Genomic DNA, 17253 nt, shown 5'->3' with positions numbered 1-17253 from the left:
TGTCTTCGCGCTGCTTAATGAAAGAACGCCAAGCTGCAAAATATTTTGCGGCTTGGCGTTGGCGTTTATATGAATTGGCTCTGGCGGGCTTGCTTCAACTCAGCGCGCTCCCCCGCTCCATAGCGCCTTCAGCTTGTGCGCCGAAAGCTTCGGCTGCCGGTCGCGTGTGAACACGCCCTTGCGGTTGACCACGACCCGCGAAGGGGTCTGGCTTGTCTTAAAATCGGCGAACGACCATACATGAGCTCCGATCGTATACGGTTTTTGCCGGATGATTTCATACTGCCGGGTAACCATTTCCGCCTGATACTCCTCGGAAAATACCTCCGGCGGGTCGACATGCACGCCGGCGACTGCATCCGCTCCGAACTCCGTCACCATCACCGGCTTGCGGAGAACCTCGTAGCAGCGGTCCAGCTTCTCCTCCAGCACGCGGCAGCCTTCGTCCAAGCGGCCGGCCTGCTCGTACCAGCCGTGATACCGGTTGAGACTGACAAAGTCGTAATGCTTCAGCGCGACGTCCTTTTCCACATCGACGCAATTGACGATCGTAACCGGGCGCGTATCGTCCAGCGATTTTGCATGGCTGTACAGCGCTTCATAGAAAGCATCCGCCTCCGGTGCCAACGTATCTCCTTCGTTCGCCAGGCTCCAGGCGATAATGCACGGGTGATTGACATCGCGTTCGATCATTTCGGTGATCACCCGCTTCGCTTTATTCAGGATGGCGGTTCCCTGATAATGGCTGCGGACGAAGCCGACGAAAGGCGTTTCGCCGATGACCAGCAGGCCGTGCTTGTCCGCATAGCTCAGAAATTCGTCGCTGTACGGATAATGCGACGTGCGGACCGAGTTCGCTCCGATCCAGCTCAGCAGGTTGAAATCTTTGGCGATGACCGCTGGCGAGATGCCTTTGCCGAGTACCGGGAAATCCTCATGCATGCCGAAGCCGGTGAGAAAGACCGGCTTGCCGTTCAGCAAAAGCTCGGTGCCCCGAATCGACACGGTTCGGATGCCGAACGCTTGCACGTACTGATCTATCACCTGGCCGTCCCTGTCCGTCAAGCGGACTTCCAATTCGTACAGGAAGGGGTCCTCCGGACACCAAAGTCTGGCCGCCGGAACGGTGTAGTCAAAAACAACCGAAGGCCCGACCTTTCCGTCCCGACGAATCTCCACGGACGAACGGCATTGCGTGCCCCGTATGCTAACGGTGCAAGCTCCTTCGAAGCCTTCGCTTAGACCGACCCGGGCTTTGACTTTGCCGTCCGCACCGTCGATCTCCGTCGTAATCCGAATGTCGCGGACAAAGGACACCGGGGTCGTAAACAACATCACCGGACGATGAATGCCGCCGTAAGGAAAAAAGTCGTAGTAATTGTTCGGATACTGTCCTTTAAATCCGACGATCTGCTCGTGTTCCACGTCTCCCGGCGGAAGACGGTCGGCCGCGATGGCGGCGTCCACCCGGATCGTAATGCGGTTCGGGCCGTCCCAACGGACTTGGTCGGTAATCTCGAACACGAAGGGAAGATGAGCGCCTTCATGCCGCCCGACTTCCGTCCCGTTCACCCAGACGGTCGACAAGTAATTGGCCGAGCCGACGCGCAGCCAGATCCGTTCCGTGCGAAGCTGTCGGGAAAGCTCCACCTCCCGCTCATACCAGCCCGTTCCGAAAAAGTACATCAAATCTTGAAACTGCTCGTTCCAGCTGGCCGGCACCGCGATTTCCCTGTCGGCCGGCACTTGAATCGGCCATCCCCGTTGTTCCCCGTCATCGTTAACATCCGGTGCAAATTTCCAAAATCCGTCTAGCGAAAGCACCGCTCTGGAACTACTTGATTGTGGATACAGCATAAGCTCCCTCCGCCCTCAAAATCATCTCTGGTTGCATTCCTACGAACCATCGTAGCACGGAGCGCCTGCAAAAGATTTGCATGATTTTTACCGGATGTGTTCATTATTTTGACTTATTGGCATATGGGGGCAAGCTAACGCACGGCAATCTCGTCATACACCTTAGGATGGATGACAAGATGCGCATTTTCCGCCGTCTCGATGACCTTTTTTTCCAACTGCTCTTCGGCGTACTTCCATTTCAGCCGGTCTTGGACATCTTCAAATCCGAGGTCCCCGCCCGGTGTGCGGTCCGTACATTGAAGGACGAATACCGATCCGGCCGTTTCGAATCGTTCGCTGACTTCGCCCGGCTTCAGCTTTCGGACAGCAGCAAACACCTTCTCTTCTTCTTCACTGCTATCCACAGCATAGGTCGATTCGTCAAATATTCTTTCCTTCACCGACGCGTTTACCGCAAGCTGCCGGACAACCTCAGAAGCATCTTTACCGCCCGCCAGCCCGGATCGGATTCCATTCATCGTCTCCATCGCGGCGCTTCTTGTTAAGAAACTGGAGCCGTCTTCGCTTCCAAAAGCCAGTTCAACGACTTGCGTACGAATACGGTCGGGCTTCTTGAGTTCCCCTTTCTTTCGCATATACTCATACTTTGCATACAGCGCCTCGCTCGCGGCCCGAGCTTCATGGTTCGCCACATAGTCAAGAAGCAGCCGTTTGATTTTATCGTGGGTGTGGTTAAAATAAGCGATCTCGCTATATTCGCGGGGGCCGAATACTGGCTGGCCCTTCTTCACAGCTTCTGCTCTGCTTTCGTTTTCCTCGGCCAGCTTCTCTTTAAAGCTTCTGTAGCTGACATCGCCCGTCAGTCCGTATTGCTTGGCCAGAAGCTGCTCCGTCTTTATGATTTTAAGCTTTTCCAGCGTTTTTTTCTTCGCCATCTCGATTGGAATTTCTCCGTTGAAGCTTGTCGTCCAAAATTCCGCGCGATCTTCCACGCCATAGGTTTCATGAAATATCCGTACACTTCCGCTACCCGATCCTTCAGAACCATTTCAAATTCGCCCAATACAACAGGTTCGCCGTTGATCGTCAAGACCTCCGCATATGAATCGGGGCGGGACGACGGTTTGAACAAGAAGATCACTACAACAAACAAAGCTGCGAGCAGCACAAGGAAAAGCGGCATCCGTTTCTTCATGCGAAAAGCCTCCTAAAACATCAAGGAAATAGCAGAGACTCCATCATCCAGCAGGCTGCTGCTATTTCCCGATGATCCTGACAATCCCTCTGAGTAAGGGAGGTTACTGCGTCAATACGAGCTGCGGCTTATTGCTCGCGGCCTCTTTGGTATTGAAAGAAACGTCTCCCTTCGAGCTGGCCGCGCCTTCGTTCACCAGCAAGAACGACACGAGCTTGTCCGACATTTGGCTGTTAATATAGCTTGTCACATCGAATTCATACCATGTCCCGACCGTATTGCCCATGACCACGCTGCCAATGAGTGTCGTACCAGCCGGAGCGTTGTTCCAGGTGATGCCTGTCTCGCTCCAGCTTTCATCCGCGGTGCCGTATAGCTTCACCGTTCTTGAAGCGTCCGTATTGACGGCCGGCACATACACCTTCACTTTGGCAGAGGCTGCGCTGGAACCGCCAAAGGTTCCGTAATTGAACTTGACATAAGATTTTCTCGCATACCCGGACGCGTCGGCCTTGACCATCATTGTCGCCTCCGTGCCGTAATTCGTACCCGCGTAAGCTCCGTCCCTGACATAGGAATCGGCAATTGGCTCATAGCTTACCGAAGGCGGGATCGGACCGCCCGACGCATACTCGAAAGCGCCGATATCCGGATTGCCGTTGTACAGAGCCGTGCCCCAGAAATCTCTGCCGCCGTTATTGGCTACGGAGACCCCGCTGTTAATGAGCGGCGACGTCGGCTGAAGCTTGTAGCCGTTCAACCGGTTCGGATCGTTCATGTTGATATTCGTTTCGCCGGCCCCGGGATTGACGAGCTGCGGATCGGCCGTTACCAAACCGGGGTGCGACGCAGGACCATTGATGTCGTCGATGGTTGCCGGGTAGAAGCTGTTGTTTTTGAATACGGCCGACGTGCTCCAGGCCTTCTCCGCGAACTTCGTAATCGTTCCGTCCGCTTTAATGATATTGTTATAAAATTTGACCATATTGGAATCGTTATCAAAAATTTGGGTCGTCACGTTGGGTCCCACATAAACGGTATTGTTGTAAATTTCGTTTCCGGCATTGGTGCTGTGATAGAAAAAGATTTCCTGGCCTGAACGGTAACCGTCGTTTTCACTGATGTTGTACCTGAATTTCAAATTGCTCGCGCTTGGCATGACCAACAAAAGCCCGCCGGAGTTATTGTGGCTGTAGTTATACTGAAACACGTCTCCGACGCAATTGTTGTCCGAATCGAAGGCTTCCCCGTCGTTGTTGCCACCGCTTCCGCCGTACACTTCATTGAACTGGACGACGGCTCCCGTCGTATAGTGCGTCCATAGGCCCGCGTAATTGCCGGAAGACGTTTTGCTATGGTTTTTCACCGTGTTGTATTCAGCCAGAGCGCCGGAGAGCACCTCCGCAAGCACCATGCCGTCTCCCCACACCTCTTCGACAAAGTTGCCCCGGAATACGACATTCGTGCTGATCTTCGGATACCCGTTGCCCGCATCCGATTTCGTGCGGATCCCTTCCTTGGTCACATTGGCGACATGATTGTTCTCCACCAGCACATCGTTAAATCCGGCCTGCAAGCCTACCGTAGCTTTCCCGTCTTTGTCAATATGCGTGCCGAAGAAGATGATTCCGCCGCTGTTTTTGTTGCCGTTCACATCCGAATTCACATCGTGAACGTAGCAATTTCTCACATAAATATGGTTTTTCAAGCCCGGCTGATTGTTGTATACCAGAATACCGGCCCTTGAGGACACAATGGACGAGCTGAAATTGGTCACCTCGAGGTTATTAATTTCCCAATATTCTTGATTGTACAGCATGACAGCGCCCGATGTGTTCGCGGGATAGCTCGTGCCCGCTCCGTTAATAATCGGCTTGGCGCCGCTTCCGTAGCTGTCGATCACAATCGGATTCCCGTTCGTTCCCGATCCCTTCGGCCACAGCTGGCCGGTCCAGACGCCGCCCGACTTGAACAAAATTTTGTCGCCGGGCTGAAATGTCGTGCCGTTGACTTTGGCTAAAGTCGCCCATGGCGCGGAAGCGCTTGTTCCTGGGTTCGTATCGTTTCCGCCCGCCGAGTCCACATAGTAAGTCGTTCCGGCCGCATGCGCAGGCTCAGGGGCGACGTACAATACTCCTGCCATGTGCAGCAGCATGGCTGCAATGAGGAGTACAGCAAAGCTTGATCTTTTACGGGGAAGGCTCATGATGAAATACCCGCCTTTCGTCTAAAATAATTTCCCGCTGTTAGCGAACGCTATTTCAAGAAAGCGCACTCATTTTCATCCCTCCGTTTCCGTCCGCTAACCCCATATTATTGGGCATGGCCCTCCCCTAACAGGCACGATTTATACCACTTTTACTCATTTTTTAATCCGTTTGCCCAGGGCCGGACGCAAGACGGCGGTCTCATCCTTTGTTGGACGAACGGTAAGCGCTCGGCAAAGCGCCGGTATGGGCTTTGAACAGCTTCGTAAAATAATTTTTGTTCTCATACGAGAGCATGGCGGCGATCTCTTCGACGGTTTTGTCCGTCCGTTCCAGAAGCTCCTGCGCTTTCTCCATCTTCGTCCGGGTGACGAACTCGACAAAATTTTCTCCGGTCTCGCGTTTAAACAACCGGCTCAAATAGTTGGGGTGGAGGTGCAAATGCGCGGCCGCATCCTCAAGGCCGACCCGTTCCTGCCACTTGCTGGCGACAAACCGCTGGCATTCCAGCACCTCGCGGCGCTTCGATTCCTTTCTTATCCTTCCGGCGCACTCCACGGCTTGGTTCAGGAAGTGTTGGAGCCACTCGCCCAGCTCCTGCAGGCTGGCCAGCTCCATGACATCATGATGCAGAAGCTCGGAGGCAAAGCTCGTTTGTGTCATTTGAAGAGACTTCAGCCGCAAGCGGATCTCCAGCACGATTTTGAGCATCCATTCCTTCACTTCCACAGGGTGAAACCGGTTTTCACTCATAACCCCCATCCATTTACCGACGGTTGAGACGATGGAATCCGTTTTCTCTTGCAGAACAAGCTGCCGGAAATCCTCCAATGCCGGTACATACTGGGCCAACAGCTCATCTCCCAAGCCTCCGACGGGCAGCGCCTGCTCGATTCGTCCGACCGATCCGTGCGGCATGTAAAACCGTTCTTTTCCCAGCTCGACGAGCGCCGCGAGGTTCTCCTTGAGACGGAGCGGCTCCTTGCAGGGCAGCCCGACTATAAACGAATAAGACACTTTCGCGTATTGAAGCAGGCACTTTTGCTGGGTACGAAGCAGCTCCTCCACCTGCTTCCAGCTCCCGATGCGATGTTCGGAGGAAAAAGGAAACAGCAGCAGCAGCTCCCCCTGCTGGTAAGGGAACACCTTGCAGGCTCCGGTGCCGAGCGCTTCCGCCAATATATTCTCCGCCGTATCCCGCAGCAGCTCGGGGGTACGAAACCGCGCGACCGCTTCCCGGGGACGATCGGGAAAGGCCAGCACCGGCACCCACTCCCCTTGGGAAAAGCCGATCCCGTATTCCTGCGCCCGCCGCTCCCATTCCTTGACATCAAGAAGGGGACTCTGTATGGTCTGGAGCATGAAGGCTTGCCGAAGCAAGCTGTCGTTCTGCTTCACCTTCGCTTCCATGTCCCGTTTCTCGGCTTCCGAGCTTCTCTCCGCATCAAGCACCTCCTTCATCTGCTTAAGCAAATCTCCGATCAGTCCGGCCGTCATCGTTTCTTTCAGCACATAATCGGTCACATGAAGCTTGAGCGCTTGTCGGGCATAATCAAATTCGTCGTGACACGAGAGAATGACGACCTTGAGCCCCGGATGCAGCGCGCGCATCGCCCGGATCAGCGCCATCCCGTCCATTCCCGGCATCCCGATGTCCGTCACCAGAATATCCACCTGCGCTTCCCCGGCAGCAGATAGCGCTTCCTCCGGATCTTGAAAGCAGCCGCCCAACCGGCATTGAACCGCTTCCCATGGCAGCGATTCCTTCAGATATTGCAAAACCGGAAGATCGTCGTCGACAACAAAGACGGTATACATCCCTTACTCCTCCTCTCGCTGCTGCGGTACAATCAAGGTCACGGTCGTGCCTTGGCCCAGCTCGGAATCCATGACAAAAGAACACTGCTCCTTATAGATGAGCCGAAGCCGCTCATAAACGTTTCGGAGCCCAATGCCCGACAGCCCCGCGGACGCCCGTTCCTTCGCTTCCTCTCCTCCCCGCAAATCGGCGCGAAGCCTTTCCAGCCGCTCCATCGGGATCCCGACGCCGGAATCCGCAACCGCGATGTTCAGACGTCCGTCTGCCAGCAGGTGGGCATGAATCGTGATCGTTCCTCCTTTGCGGGCGAATCCATGCAGATAAGCGTTCTCGATGATCGGCTGCAGCACAAACCGGGGCACTTCCGCCAGCACGGCGTCCGAAGCGATCGACAGCTTCAAATGAAGCCGGTCTCCGAGCCGGACATTAATCAGCCGGACATACTGCCCAATCATCTCGATCTCTTCATGCAAGCTGATGAACTCGTTGTTGCGGTTAATCGTCATTCTCAGCAGCGAAGACAAAGAACTGATGAGGTCCGCATTTTCCGCGTCTCCGCGCAGCAGAATTCTCATGCGGATCGAGTTCAAAATATTAAATAAAAAATGCGGATTGATTTGAGCCTGAAGCATGGCCAGCTCCGCTTTTCGTTTATGCTCTTGCTCGCGGATGATGCTTTGGACCATCGTCTCGATCCGATCCAGCATCCGGTCGAAGACAAACCCAAGCCGGCCTACCTCGTCCCGGCCCCGGATACCGGATCGTTCGCCCAGATGCCCGGATTCGATGCGGACTACGGTCTGCGCCAGCCTTCGAATGGGGGTGGTCAAAGCTCCTGTCCAATAGAGCAGAACTCCGGCGAACACACTTAAACACAGTGTTTGAACAAGAAAATCGATGCGGCGAATCGCCTGGATCGGCTTGGACGCCTGCTTATAAGGACTCATGCTGACGAGCCGCCATTGCGGATTGAGCTCTTCCGCGATGAGAAGATTGGCTTCGCCGTCGACCTCGATCAAGCTGGCCTGTCCTTCGGATGGCAATTGGTCGCGAAACGGAAACAGCGTGCCGATACGGTCCATCTCCTTGTCGAATACGATCCGGCCTTCCCGGTCCGTAATGAGAAGCGTCTCTTCCTTCTTCGAGCTGGAAAACAGCTTTTGCAAAGCGGCCGCATCCAGACTGACGACAGCCACCGCTCTGAGCTGATCGCCGGAGCGAATAGACTTGGCGAGCGTAAGGACGTAAGGGTGGCGGACGCCATCCGTATTGCGCACATAGTTCGGTTCCCCGCCCACCCAGCGGGTCTGATAATGCGCCAATTCGCTCGTTTCCTGGTACCAAGGCTTGTCGAACAATTGCTTCGGGTCGAAGTCAAAGCTGCTGTAATTGGCCCAAAAGTCCCCATTCGGCAAAAGAATCGTCAAATACAGCGGATCGAAGGAAGCGAGAATGGCGTCCAGCCTTTTGTTCAGCTTAAGCTTGGTTTGAACAGTTTCGTACGGCTGGCGGAGCGGGTCCATCTGGCCGAGCTCGGTAACGAATAAATGCAGGTCCGGATCAAACTGCAGCAGATTCAAAATATACAGCATCCGATCCAGTTGATTCCCTACGTACTGGTCCACAATCTTTAACGATTCCTGCGAGTTTCCGGCTACTTGCTCTTTCATCACGTCCTGCGTAAACCAGTTGGAAACAAAAAAGGAAACGACAGCCGGCAGCAATAAGCACACGACGATGCCCGCCATCAGCTTGCCGCGCAGCGAAAGCGCTTGAATCCATGTCCGCATGGGAAGTCCTCCCCGAACCGAAGGTGAAAAGGAGAACATTCGTCCTCCTTGCCTTCATCTTACCATAGCTTGGGAAGCGGCGGATCGTTTCTCATTACCCATGACAATACGAAAAAACGCCAAGCCGCAAAAGATCGACCTGACGTTCGTGTACGTCTTATTCGTCATATTGGTGAAGCAGCGCCTCTTCCTCCGCCGCGCTCTGCAGATCGTACGCCGTGATGCTCTGGATCGGATAATACTCCTGATCCGCCAGACGCAGCGCTTCCTCCCGGATGAACTTGGGCGAGCCTTCGTTCTCGTCGTCATAGACAAGCAGCAGACCGTCGGAATTGCGCAGCAAAAATTGATCCCGCGCCCGAAACTGCCACGGCCCGCTATATTTGCTTTTCGTGACGCTGTTCACATAGTCCGCGCCCGCCAGCACCTGCTGGTAAGCGGCCTGCTTCTCTTCGCTCCAGTTCTCCTCCTGCTCCAGAAACGGGGTAATGACAGCGAGCCTAAGCTCGAAGCCCTGCGACTTCATTTCGAGCGCCGCCTCGGCCGCCCACAGCTCCACGCCCCATTGGCCGCTGACGATCACCCATTCGAGCCCTTCGTCCAGCATAGCGGCGAACCGGCTTTTCAGCGCCTTCTTAATAATCCCGATCCCGGGATGCTTCATGGAAAAAATACCAAGCTCCGACGCCTTGTAGCCCGTTACAAGCAAGCTTTTCACGGTATCGGCCTCCTTGTGACTTGTACAGCGGTTATTTGAACCATCCTTTTTCCTTAAACCGCATGATCGCCTCGATCCGGTTGCTGACGCCGAGCTTATCCAGAATGACGGAAATGTAATTGCGGACGGTCCCGGTGGTAATATACAGCTGACTGGCAATTTCCTTCGTATTCTTCCCGTCGGCGATCAGGTGCAGCACCTCCTGCTCCCGCTCGGTCAGCGGATTCTCCTCCCCGTCCGCCTCGTCGACCAGCTCCGAGGCGTAGATGCGCCGGCCGGCCATGACGCTGCGGATCGAATCCGCCAGCTCCTCACTGGGGCTGTCCTTGAGCAAATACCCGTGCACCCCGGCCTTCAGCGCGCGCTCGAAATAACCGTAGCGGGCAAACGTCGTCAGGATGATCACCTTGCAGCCGAGGCCTTTCAGCTCCTCGGCCGCCTCCAGCCCGCTCTTCCCCGGCATCTCGATATCCATGATGCAAATATCCGGCTTATGAAGGCGGACCAGCTTGACCGCATCCTCGCCATGGCTGGCCCGTCCGACGACCGTCATGTCCTCTTCCAAGTCGAGCAGGGAAGCCAGCGCGCCCAGCAGCAGCCGCTGATCCTCGGCAATGACAATGCGAATCATCCTCCCGCCTCCTTTTCCGGTTGTTTGAACACATTCGGCACTTTGATCACGATCATCGTTCCCGGACCCGGACCGATCTCCAGGCTCCCGTTCACGAATTCGAGGCGCTCCTTCATGCCTCCCAGTCCGTTGCCCCGCAGGCAATCCGCCTGCGCTCCCAGGCCGCATCCGTCGTCCCGCACCCGGACCACCAGCTCCGTCCGCGACGGCTTGATGGCAATCCAGCAGGTGGAAGCGCCGCTGTGCTTGACAATATTGGTAACAGCTTCCTTGATGCACATACTGACTACATTTTCGTTCAGCAGCGAGGTGTTGGTCAGCTTCGGGCTGCCTTCCAGGACAAAACCGATCTGCGCCGCTTTCAGCATCTGCTTGACCCGAAACATTTCATCCTCCAGCCGCGTGCCGCGCATCTGAGTGACCATCTCCCGCACTTCCTTCAGCGCGCTTCTGGCAGTCTGGTGAATGTCGTTCAGCTCGGCTTGGGCGCGGCTCGGGTTTTTGCCGATCAATTTCCCGGCCAGATCGCTCTTGAGGCCGATGAGCGAGAGCTTCTGGCCAAGCGTGTCGTGCAGGTCGCGGGCGATTCTTTGGCGTTCCTCGAGCTTGACGAGCTCGGAGATCTTCTTGTTCGCCACCTCCAGCTCGTCCTGCAGCTTCTCCCGCTTATTCCGGTTGTACGTGTTCACCGGCAGCAGAATCACGCCGATCAAGCTGACCAGCACAAACGGCAGCTGCGTAATAATGACCGGATTTTGCGTCACGAAGCCGTAATTGATCGTGACCAGCGTGCTGACCAGATGGATCGAATACAACGTGAAAAATCCGACCCGATGCTGAATATTGCCGATAAAAAACGCCAGAAACAACGAGAAATATACATAGCCGAACAGCAGGCTCATCGTAATGGAAATGCCGATCTGCACGCTGGTCCAGAAGTACACCAGCCACCCTTTGGACACAAAGGTAAGCACATAGCATATAAAAAAGCCGATGATCATCGTAATGCCGACGGCTACTTCATACGTCGAAGAAGAGCTGAAAATGAAATAAAACGGAAGAATATAAAAGACGACCCATACATAGGGGCTAAGTCCCGTATTTTTGTGAATAATTTGAATCCACTTGCGCATGGCGTCACCCTTGTCTTTGGAAACAGGCTTTTATTTTCCTTGCAAGCTCGGACTGGGGCTTTTCACCTGGCTGGCCGCCGCCGGCTTGCGGAGCAAATGCTTGATGTCTTTAAAGCCCACAAACGTCTTGCCCTTCTCGTCCCATAAGCGGAAACGCAGCGACTGCAAGCTAGTGCCGATCGTAAGCGTCGTGACCTTCTTCAGCTCGGGCGTGGCCTCATGCGCCTTCTCCAGGTTATAGTTCGGCACCTTCGGGCTCAAATGATGCACGTGATGAAACCCGATATTGCCGGTAATCCACTGCAGCAGCTTCGGAAGCTTGTAATAAGAGCTCCCTTCCACGGCCGCTTTCACGTAGCTCCACTGCTCCTCGTTCTCGAAGTAGGAATCCTCGAACTGATGCTGCACGTAAAACATCCAGATCCCCAGCAAGCCGGAGACGAAAAAGACCGGACCTTGGACCAGAACAAACGCCTTCCAGCCGATCGCCCAGATCAGCAGCGCATACAGAGCAACAATAGCCAGATTCGTCACGTAGGTGTTGATCCGCTCTTTGCGTCTCGCTCCCCTGCGGTTAAAGCGGTATTGAAGCAGAAACACGTAGACCGGCCCTACGACGAACATCGCCAGCGGATTCCGGTAAATCCGGTAAGCGATCCGTCTCCATAACGGAGCGGCGACATATTCGTCCACGGTAAGAATCCAGATGTCCCCGACGCCGCGCTTATCGAGGTTGCTGCTTGTGGCATGATGGATCGAATGGCTGTATTTCCACTGCTCGTACGGACAGAGCGTCATGACACCCGTGATAGTTCCGAGTATATCATTTGCGAGCCTGCTTTTGAAGAACGATTGGTGACAACAGTCATGGAAAATAATAAAAGTCCGGACCACAAAGCCACCGGCCACGATGGTCAGAGGAAGCGTTAACCAGTATGAAACGGACAAGCTGGCATACGCCGCATACCAGAGCAGCAACAGCGGCCCCAGCGTATTCACAAGCTGCCATAGGCTTGATTTCGTATCGGTTTTCTCAAAGGGACCGACGTTCTTTTTCAAATGGGCAATACTTTCTTGGTACATTCGTTGACTTCCTCCTCGATAAGACGCGCGGGGAACGTTATAGAACGTCGGACGCAGGTTTTCTATTGTCCATTATAGAAAATGCGCCCCGCCGGCAATAGTCATAAACGTCAGATCGAGGGTATGACAATCGTCATATAGCGCTGGGTTTAACTGGAATTTGATACAGCCGTATAGCCAGATTTAAGGAAGCGTTCATCTCTCTGATTCTCGCAAAAGCCGGTTCGAGCGTATCGACGACATCATCGACAAACAAATCGATATGGAATTTCAAGGTCGTTCCGAGCTGCCTTCCATACGGCGTTTCCGGCGGAAGCGCAAAAGGACGCAACTGGATGGTATTCCCGCCTCTGGCTTGGTCTCGGACAAACCATGCAATAAACTCCAGGGCGACTAGGCCCTCCTCGGACCGTTCGATCTCAAATTCAAACTGGAGGAACACCTCGTTCTCCAGTCCGCCGTTGGTGCGCCTTAAAGTGCCGTGCGGCAGGTGGGCATACTCAGACAAGGAAAGCATTTCGCCGTCGACCGGCTCCAAATTCTCCACGCTGCTTTCCACGCTGACAATTCCTTTTAACCGCAGTAAGGTATCATGAAAATGGCTGACATCGACAGGGTAGTTGCTCATACGACATTCCTTCTCTCCAAGATGATGACTATAGATTCGACAGCGGGGGAGGCGATCCTTTTTCGTAAAAAGGGATATGGATACGGAACGTGGAGGCGATCATACAAAAGGTCGCAGCTGGCCGGCCTGAATGCAGCAGAACCAGTCGGCAATGATCTCTCATTTTTGCCGTCGTTTCTTATGCTTTCGTTTACCCGGGGGGGCTTGCCGACCAGTACGACCGCAAGAAGATGATGATCCTGGGGATGCGGGGGCGATAAAGCAGGTCTCTTATTCATTTTGTTGGTCCTTCTATCTGGAAACGTGGAATTATCGCATGGCAGGATATCGGGAGTGCAAGGAAGGTTTAAAAAGAAACAACTCCCACAAAAAAGAAGAACGGCAGGCCACTACGTTTGGCCCAATGCGTTTATTAACCAAGCCGGCCAGTGTTTCACTTGATCTGTAATAACACCGTCTGTACACTCTAAAAGTATTCTTGGAGTGCGGTCTGTGTTATCGAGAACGACTGCATAATCGGATAATGAAATCGCTCTTTTTAGATTTGAAAGAGAGGCATCATAACGGCGTAGAATGTCATTGGTAGCGATAAAATGGCCCCCCTCTATTACACGAGTGCGAACTCGGTCAACATGCAACTGAACATCTTGAAGACCGACGTAATATAGGTAGACACGATAACCACGCGACTTCGCTTCTTCCATTCGCTTCAAGTAAAATTCGCTAGCCAAAGTCGTTTCCACTGCAAAGCTTCGGGCACTATCCAGACAACCCCTGATCTCTTTCAGTGCCTGCTTACCGGCTGAGAGATCGGCTTTTCGTGGATTCTCAGGATTTAATACCCTTGCAAAGAGATCCGGGTTAATAATAGTTTCGAACTCTTCGCCATAATGCTCAATGAGAGTCGACTTGCCGGCTCCGTTACAACCCGCAAACACAGTCATTTCAGGCATAAGGGTCTCCTCTTAAAGCTTAATATCGGCCGGATTACCATCCGAGTCAATAATTTGGACAAATTTTTCACCGGATGGTTCTTGTCGAATACGTTTTCCGTTCTCAATATAATATAGCGGAGCCCCGGCTTTTTTGGCCTTCATCTGAACAGACCGCTCCATATGTTTGAGCACTTCCTTTAGTTCGTTTCCCTTTTTCATTCGTGTTCACCCCTGGTTCGAAGTTGCGTCATCTTCATTATAACACACAGCATGTGAACATAATCATGCCAGCTTGCTTCTGAAAGGAGCTCGTCTTGCATGAATACGATTTGCTAAAGGTTGAAACGTGAAGTTTTTCATTCGCTCGAAAAAGCAAAATCTTAAACCGGTATTGCCACTCTATTATCTCATTTTGGATAAACGGTCTTTTTGATATTCGACGTTATGTCTTGGAAAAAGTCGATGCGGCGTTCAGCCTCCCCGCGTTGCGCTATACATTAGATCATATGGAGGCCGTGAGGTTCAAAGAAAAAAGAAACGCCCCATAAGGCGTTCCAATATACGTCCATTCATACCACGAACTCCGACATAATCGTGCTAATATCATAAGGCGTAACGCCCCGGTCTACGGCAAACACCGTGTCGGCCTCGTCCGCCTGCTCTACCTTACGGCCTCTGGCCGTCGCGTGCAGCGTGAACAAATCATATAGGGTCGGCTTCGTCAGCGTGGTCATGGCTTTCCCCATCACGACCATCCCTTTTTGATTGCCCTCAACATTGTTGTAGTAATACGGATACTTCTTCAAAGCCAAATCCGTCCAGATCACGGTTCGTTCCATTAGATCCAGAATGACCGGAATGGCGATCCGGGTATCTGCGGTGAGATCGATTTTATCGGCCACGGTCGAAGGCTCGAATACCTCCCCGGTCTTCGGGGACTGCCGCATCATCCAACCGGCATAGCATTCCGGCAAGTTGCAATAGGGCTGCTCCGTGAACGAATTCAGCGAAGCGACGATGAATCGGCCGCCATACCGGACGATCGAAGGAATATGCAGATCGATAAACTCGCAAGCGCCTTGGGGAGCCGATGTAATATCTCCGCTATGCGCGGCTTTGTATTTGTCGGACCGCAGATTCGTGTACGAAATATGCTCAACATACTGCCAATTCTTATCATACATCACCGCCGACAAGTCGATATCGACGCGCTCCGTATGCTTACCGTTGACCATCCCTTCCTTCCACCAGAGGAAAAAGCGGATCGTATCCCCTTCCGGCATCCGAACCCGGCTGCCTCGAACGATGGTACGCAGCGCTTTGCTGGCCGACCGCTGCGAGAACGGCATCAAATACTGCTTCAAGCTTTCGTCGATATAAACGTCTCCTAGCGGCGGAAGCTCCGAGAAGCGGCGGATTAAGGTACGTCTGCATGTGTCGACCACTGCTTCACAAGCATCGGGATGAATACCCGGCAGTATATTCGGAATGGCCGCGGCCTTCGCCACATTTCCTTTTGGGAAAAAGGTGCGCAGCTCGCGCCTCTCCTGCCGATGGCTAAAATGAGCCATGACCTGCAGCAGCACCGGCGTGGATGCCTGATCGGCAACCTCGGCGAACTGGCCGATCACTTGCGCGGTATCCTCGGAGAGCCGCAGCAGATGATCCAACCGTCTGGCAAATTCGCCCGCGCGCGTTTTCAGCAAAGCTGCCGCGAGCAGCGTATCCTTCCGGCGAAGCGCATGCTCCACTTTTCCGTTGAACGTTTCATACGGTTTATCGTTGCGGACAATATCGAAGGCCTCTTGGCAGCGAGCGTACCGGTTTTTGTATTCGGCGGGGTGCAAAATTTCTCCAAGACGTATCCAGCGATGCTTATAGCGCAGCATATCTTCGACGATATTGCCGCACCGGTTCAGCAGCCCGAGAAGCAAGCGCCTTTCGGCACGCTTGAATTTGCGGAACTTCGTGTTCGCCGCCAGACTGACATCCCCATCCGAGAGCGCCGCAGCCAAACGCAGCACGTCCGTTGCGGTCTTCACGTATTTGCTGACGAGGTCAAGGCTGGCCTTATTGTACTTAAGCAGTGCACCGACCACAAAGCCTACATTTTCTTTCAAAGGAATCTCGCCCGGCAGCACGGCGCCCAGATCGTCGTAGGCTGCGATGACCCATTCGATATCTTCCTTATCTTGCTCGGAAATCGAGCCGTTCGCCGCGATAAGATTGCGGATCGTTTGATCAAACTCTTCCGGGCTTCCCAGATCGATGATTTTCAAATCCACTTGATCCAGCAATGGGAGTCTCTCGATAGCCTCGTGCTCGGGCAGTTCAAGGGTGATGTAGTGATAGATGGCGTTCAGATACAGCTCGGCTTGGCTGAGCAGCATCATTTGCTCGGGAAAATTGGGGTACATCGGCTTGAAGTTCACCTTCGCTCCCAGGAGCGATTTCAAGTCCGCCACAAGCTGGTGGTAGAACGCCGTGAATTCTTCGATGGACAGAGTCCGAAGGACTTCCATTAACGATTTGGAGAACGTAAAGCCCAGGTACTCGATATTTTTCAAGGCGGTTGCCATATATTTATCGGGAAGAACGTGACGGCCGGGTTGGACGATGACTTTTCGGCTTCTTCTCAGGTAAATGACGTTTCTCATTATAAGACTCCGGGAAGCAAAGAAATACGGCAGCCCGGATGCCTCCTCTCCATAACGGATAGATCATCATCAGGAAATTCGCATCTCTAAAATCAGGGTTAGGTAGAAGGAAGAGATGCGATAGCCTGATGGTCAATCGCTTCAGGAAAGCCGCCACCCTAAGATCAGGGTAGGTGTAGAAGGAAGGATGGCGATAGCCTGAAGAGATTTTGCCGGAAGCTGCGCGCCTTGCGGCGTTGTCTTCCTGAGGATGATTATTCCATAGTTTGGAGCCACCGAACAGGGCGAAAGTATTACGACAGTGGGTTTGGGCGCATCATTTATGTACAGGGGCAGAATGGGGTTTTAGAAGGAGCATAGCAAGATAAACAAGCTGACGACAGTTTAGTTTTGACGCCAGCTTGCCGAGGAGTGAATTAAGTAATCTGCTCTCGGATTTCTTTGGGGATTGTTTTAAGGAAGAACTCCAATTGCTCAGGCCTAATGAATTTTAGCATCTTCCTTTTTTGTTCAATGCTTAAGTCCGGGCTACAAAGCGCGGTTCTAACTCGTTCTTGAACCGATCCTTGGATGTCACTTCGATATTTTTCAAATTCA

14 protein-coding genes are annotated in these 17253 nt (G+C 53.4%); all 14 read right to left on the bottom strand.

What is annotated here, in order from left to right; all coding sequences use genetic code 11:
• Positions 1–99: 99 nt before the first annotated feature.
• Entirely contained in the window at positions 100–1857 is a 1758-nt protein-coding gene (uidA, locus tag PEH01S_RS06510; RefSeq protein WP_127484327.1) for a beta-glucuronidase, read from the bottom strand.
• A gap of 134 nt (positions 1858–1991) precedes the next feature.
• Positions 1992–2795: a peptidylprolyl isomerase gene (locus PEH01S_RS06505; protein ID WP_127484325.1), complete on the bottom strand. Its 804-nt coding sequence runs from the start codon at positions 2793–2795 to the stop codon at positions 1992–1994.
• Positions 2756–3055 (bottom strand): hypothetical protein, encoded by a 300-nt coding sequence (locus PEH01S_RS06500; RefSeq protein ID WP_127484323.1) that lies wholly within the window; start codon positions 3053–3055, stop codon positions 2756–2758. The genes PEH01S_RS06505 and PEH01S_RS06500 overlap by 40 nt, the downstream gene beginning before the upstream one ends.
• Positions 3056–3158: 103 nt before the next feature.
• A complete protein-coding gene (locus PEH01S_RS06495; protein WP_127484322.1) occupies positions 3159–5261 on the bottom strand; it encodes a CBM96 family carbohydrate-binding protein in 2103 nt (700 codons plus the stop codon).
• Positions 5262–5463: 202 nt separating this feature from the next.
• Positions 5464–7080 carry a response regulator transcription factor gene (locus PEH01S_RS06490; protein WP_127484321.1) on the bottom strand — a complete coding sequence of 539 codons (1617 nt, stop codon included), beginning with the start codon at positions 7078–7080 and terminating at the stop codon, positions 5464–5466.
• Positions 7081–7083: 3 nt separating this feature from the next.
• On the bottom strand, positions 7084–8871 hold the full coding sequence (locus PEH01S_RS06485) for a cache domain-containing sensor histidine kinase (protein ID WP_164827704.1): 1788 nt from the start codon (positions 8869–8871) through the stop codon (positions 7084–7086).
• 157 nt (positions 8872–9028) lie between these two features.
• Positions 9029–9589: a DUF1273 domain-containing protein gene (locus PEH01S_RS06480; protein WP_127484319.1), complete on the bottom strand. Its 561-nt coding sequence runs from the start codon at positions 9587–9589 to the stop codon at positions 9029–9031.
• A gap of 31 nt (positions 9590–9620) precedes the next feature.
• Complete coding sequence (locus PEH01S_RS06475; protein WP_025848643.1) at positions 9621–10220, bottom strand: response regulator transcription factor; 600 nt, start codon at positions 10218–10220, stop codon at positions 9621–9623.
• On the bottom strand, positions 10217–11353 hold the full coding sequence (locus PEH01S_RS06470) for a sensor histidine kinase (RefSeq protein WP_025848645.1): 1137 nt from the start codon (positions 11351–11353) through the stop codon (positions 10217–10219). The genes PEH01S_RS06475 and PEH01S_RS06470 overlap by 4 nt, the downstream gene beginning before the upstream one ends.
• Before the next feature lie 30 nt (positions 11354–11383).
• Positions 11384–12436 (bottom strand): Delta(5) desaturase DesA, encoded by a 1053-nt coding sequence (gene desA, locus PEH01S_RS06465; protein ID WP_025848646.1) that lies wholly within the window; start codon positions 12434–12436, stop codon positions 11384–11386.
• 133 nt (positions 12437–12569) lie between these two features.
• Positions 12570–13064 carry a hypothetical protein gene (locus PEH01S_RS06460; protein WP_025848648.1) on the bottom strand — a complete coding sequence of 165 codons (495 nt, stop codon included), beginning with the start codon at positions 13062–13064 and terminating at the stop codon, positions 12570–12572.
• 389 nt (positions 13065–13453) lie between these two features.
• Positions 13454–14017 (bottom strand): zeta toxin family protein, encoded by a 564-nt coding sequence (locus PEH01S_RS06455; RefSeq protein ID WP_127484318.1) that lies wholly within the window; start codon positions 14015–14017, stop codon positions 13454–13456.
• 12 nt (positions 14018–14029) lie between these two features.
• Positions 14030–14218, bottom strand: coding sequence for a hypothetical protein (locus tag PEH01S_RS06450; protein WP_127484317.1), 189 nt, complete (start codon positions 14216–14218; stop codon positions 14030–14032).
• A gap of 350 nt (positions 14219–14568) precedes the next feature.
• Positions 14569–16656 carry a TerD family protein gene (locus PEH01S_RS06445; RefSeq protein ID WP_174807107.1) on the bottom strand — a complete coding sequence of 696 codons (2088 nt, stop codon included), beginning with the start codon at positions 16654–16656 and terminating at the stop codon, positions 14569–14571.
• Positions 16657–17253: the final 597 nt, after the last annotated feature.

It is taken from the genome of Paenibacillus ehimensis NBRC 15659 (assembly GCF_004000785.1).
Lineage (GTDB): Bacteria > Bacillota > Bacilli > Paenibacillales > NBRC-103111 > Paenibacillus_G > Paenibacillus_G ehimensis.
This window is presented reverse-complemented; position numbering and strand designations above follow the sequence as displayed.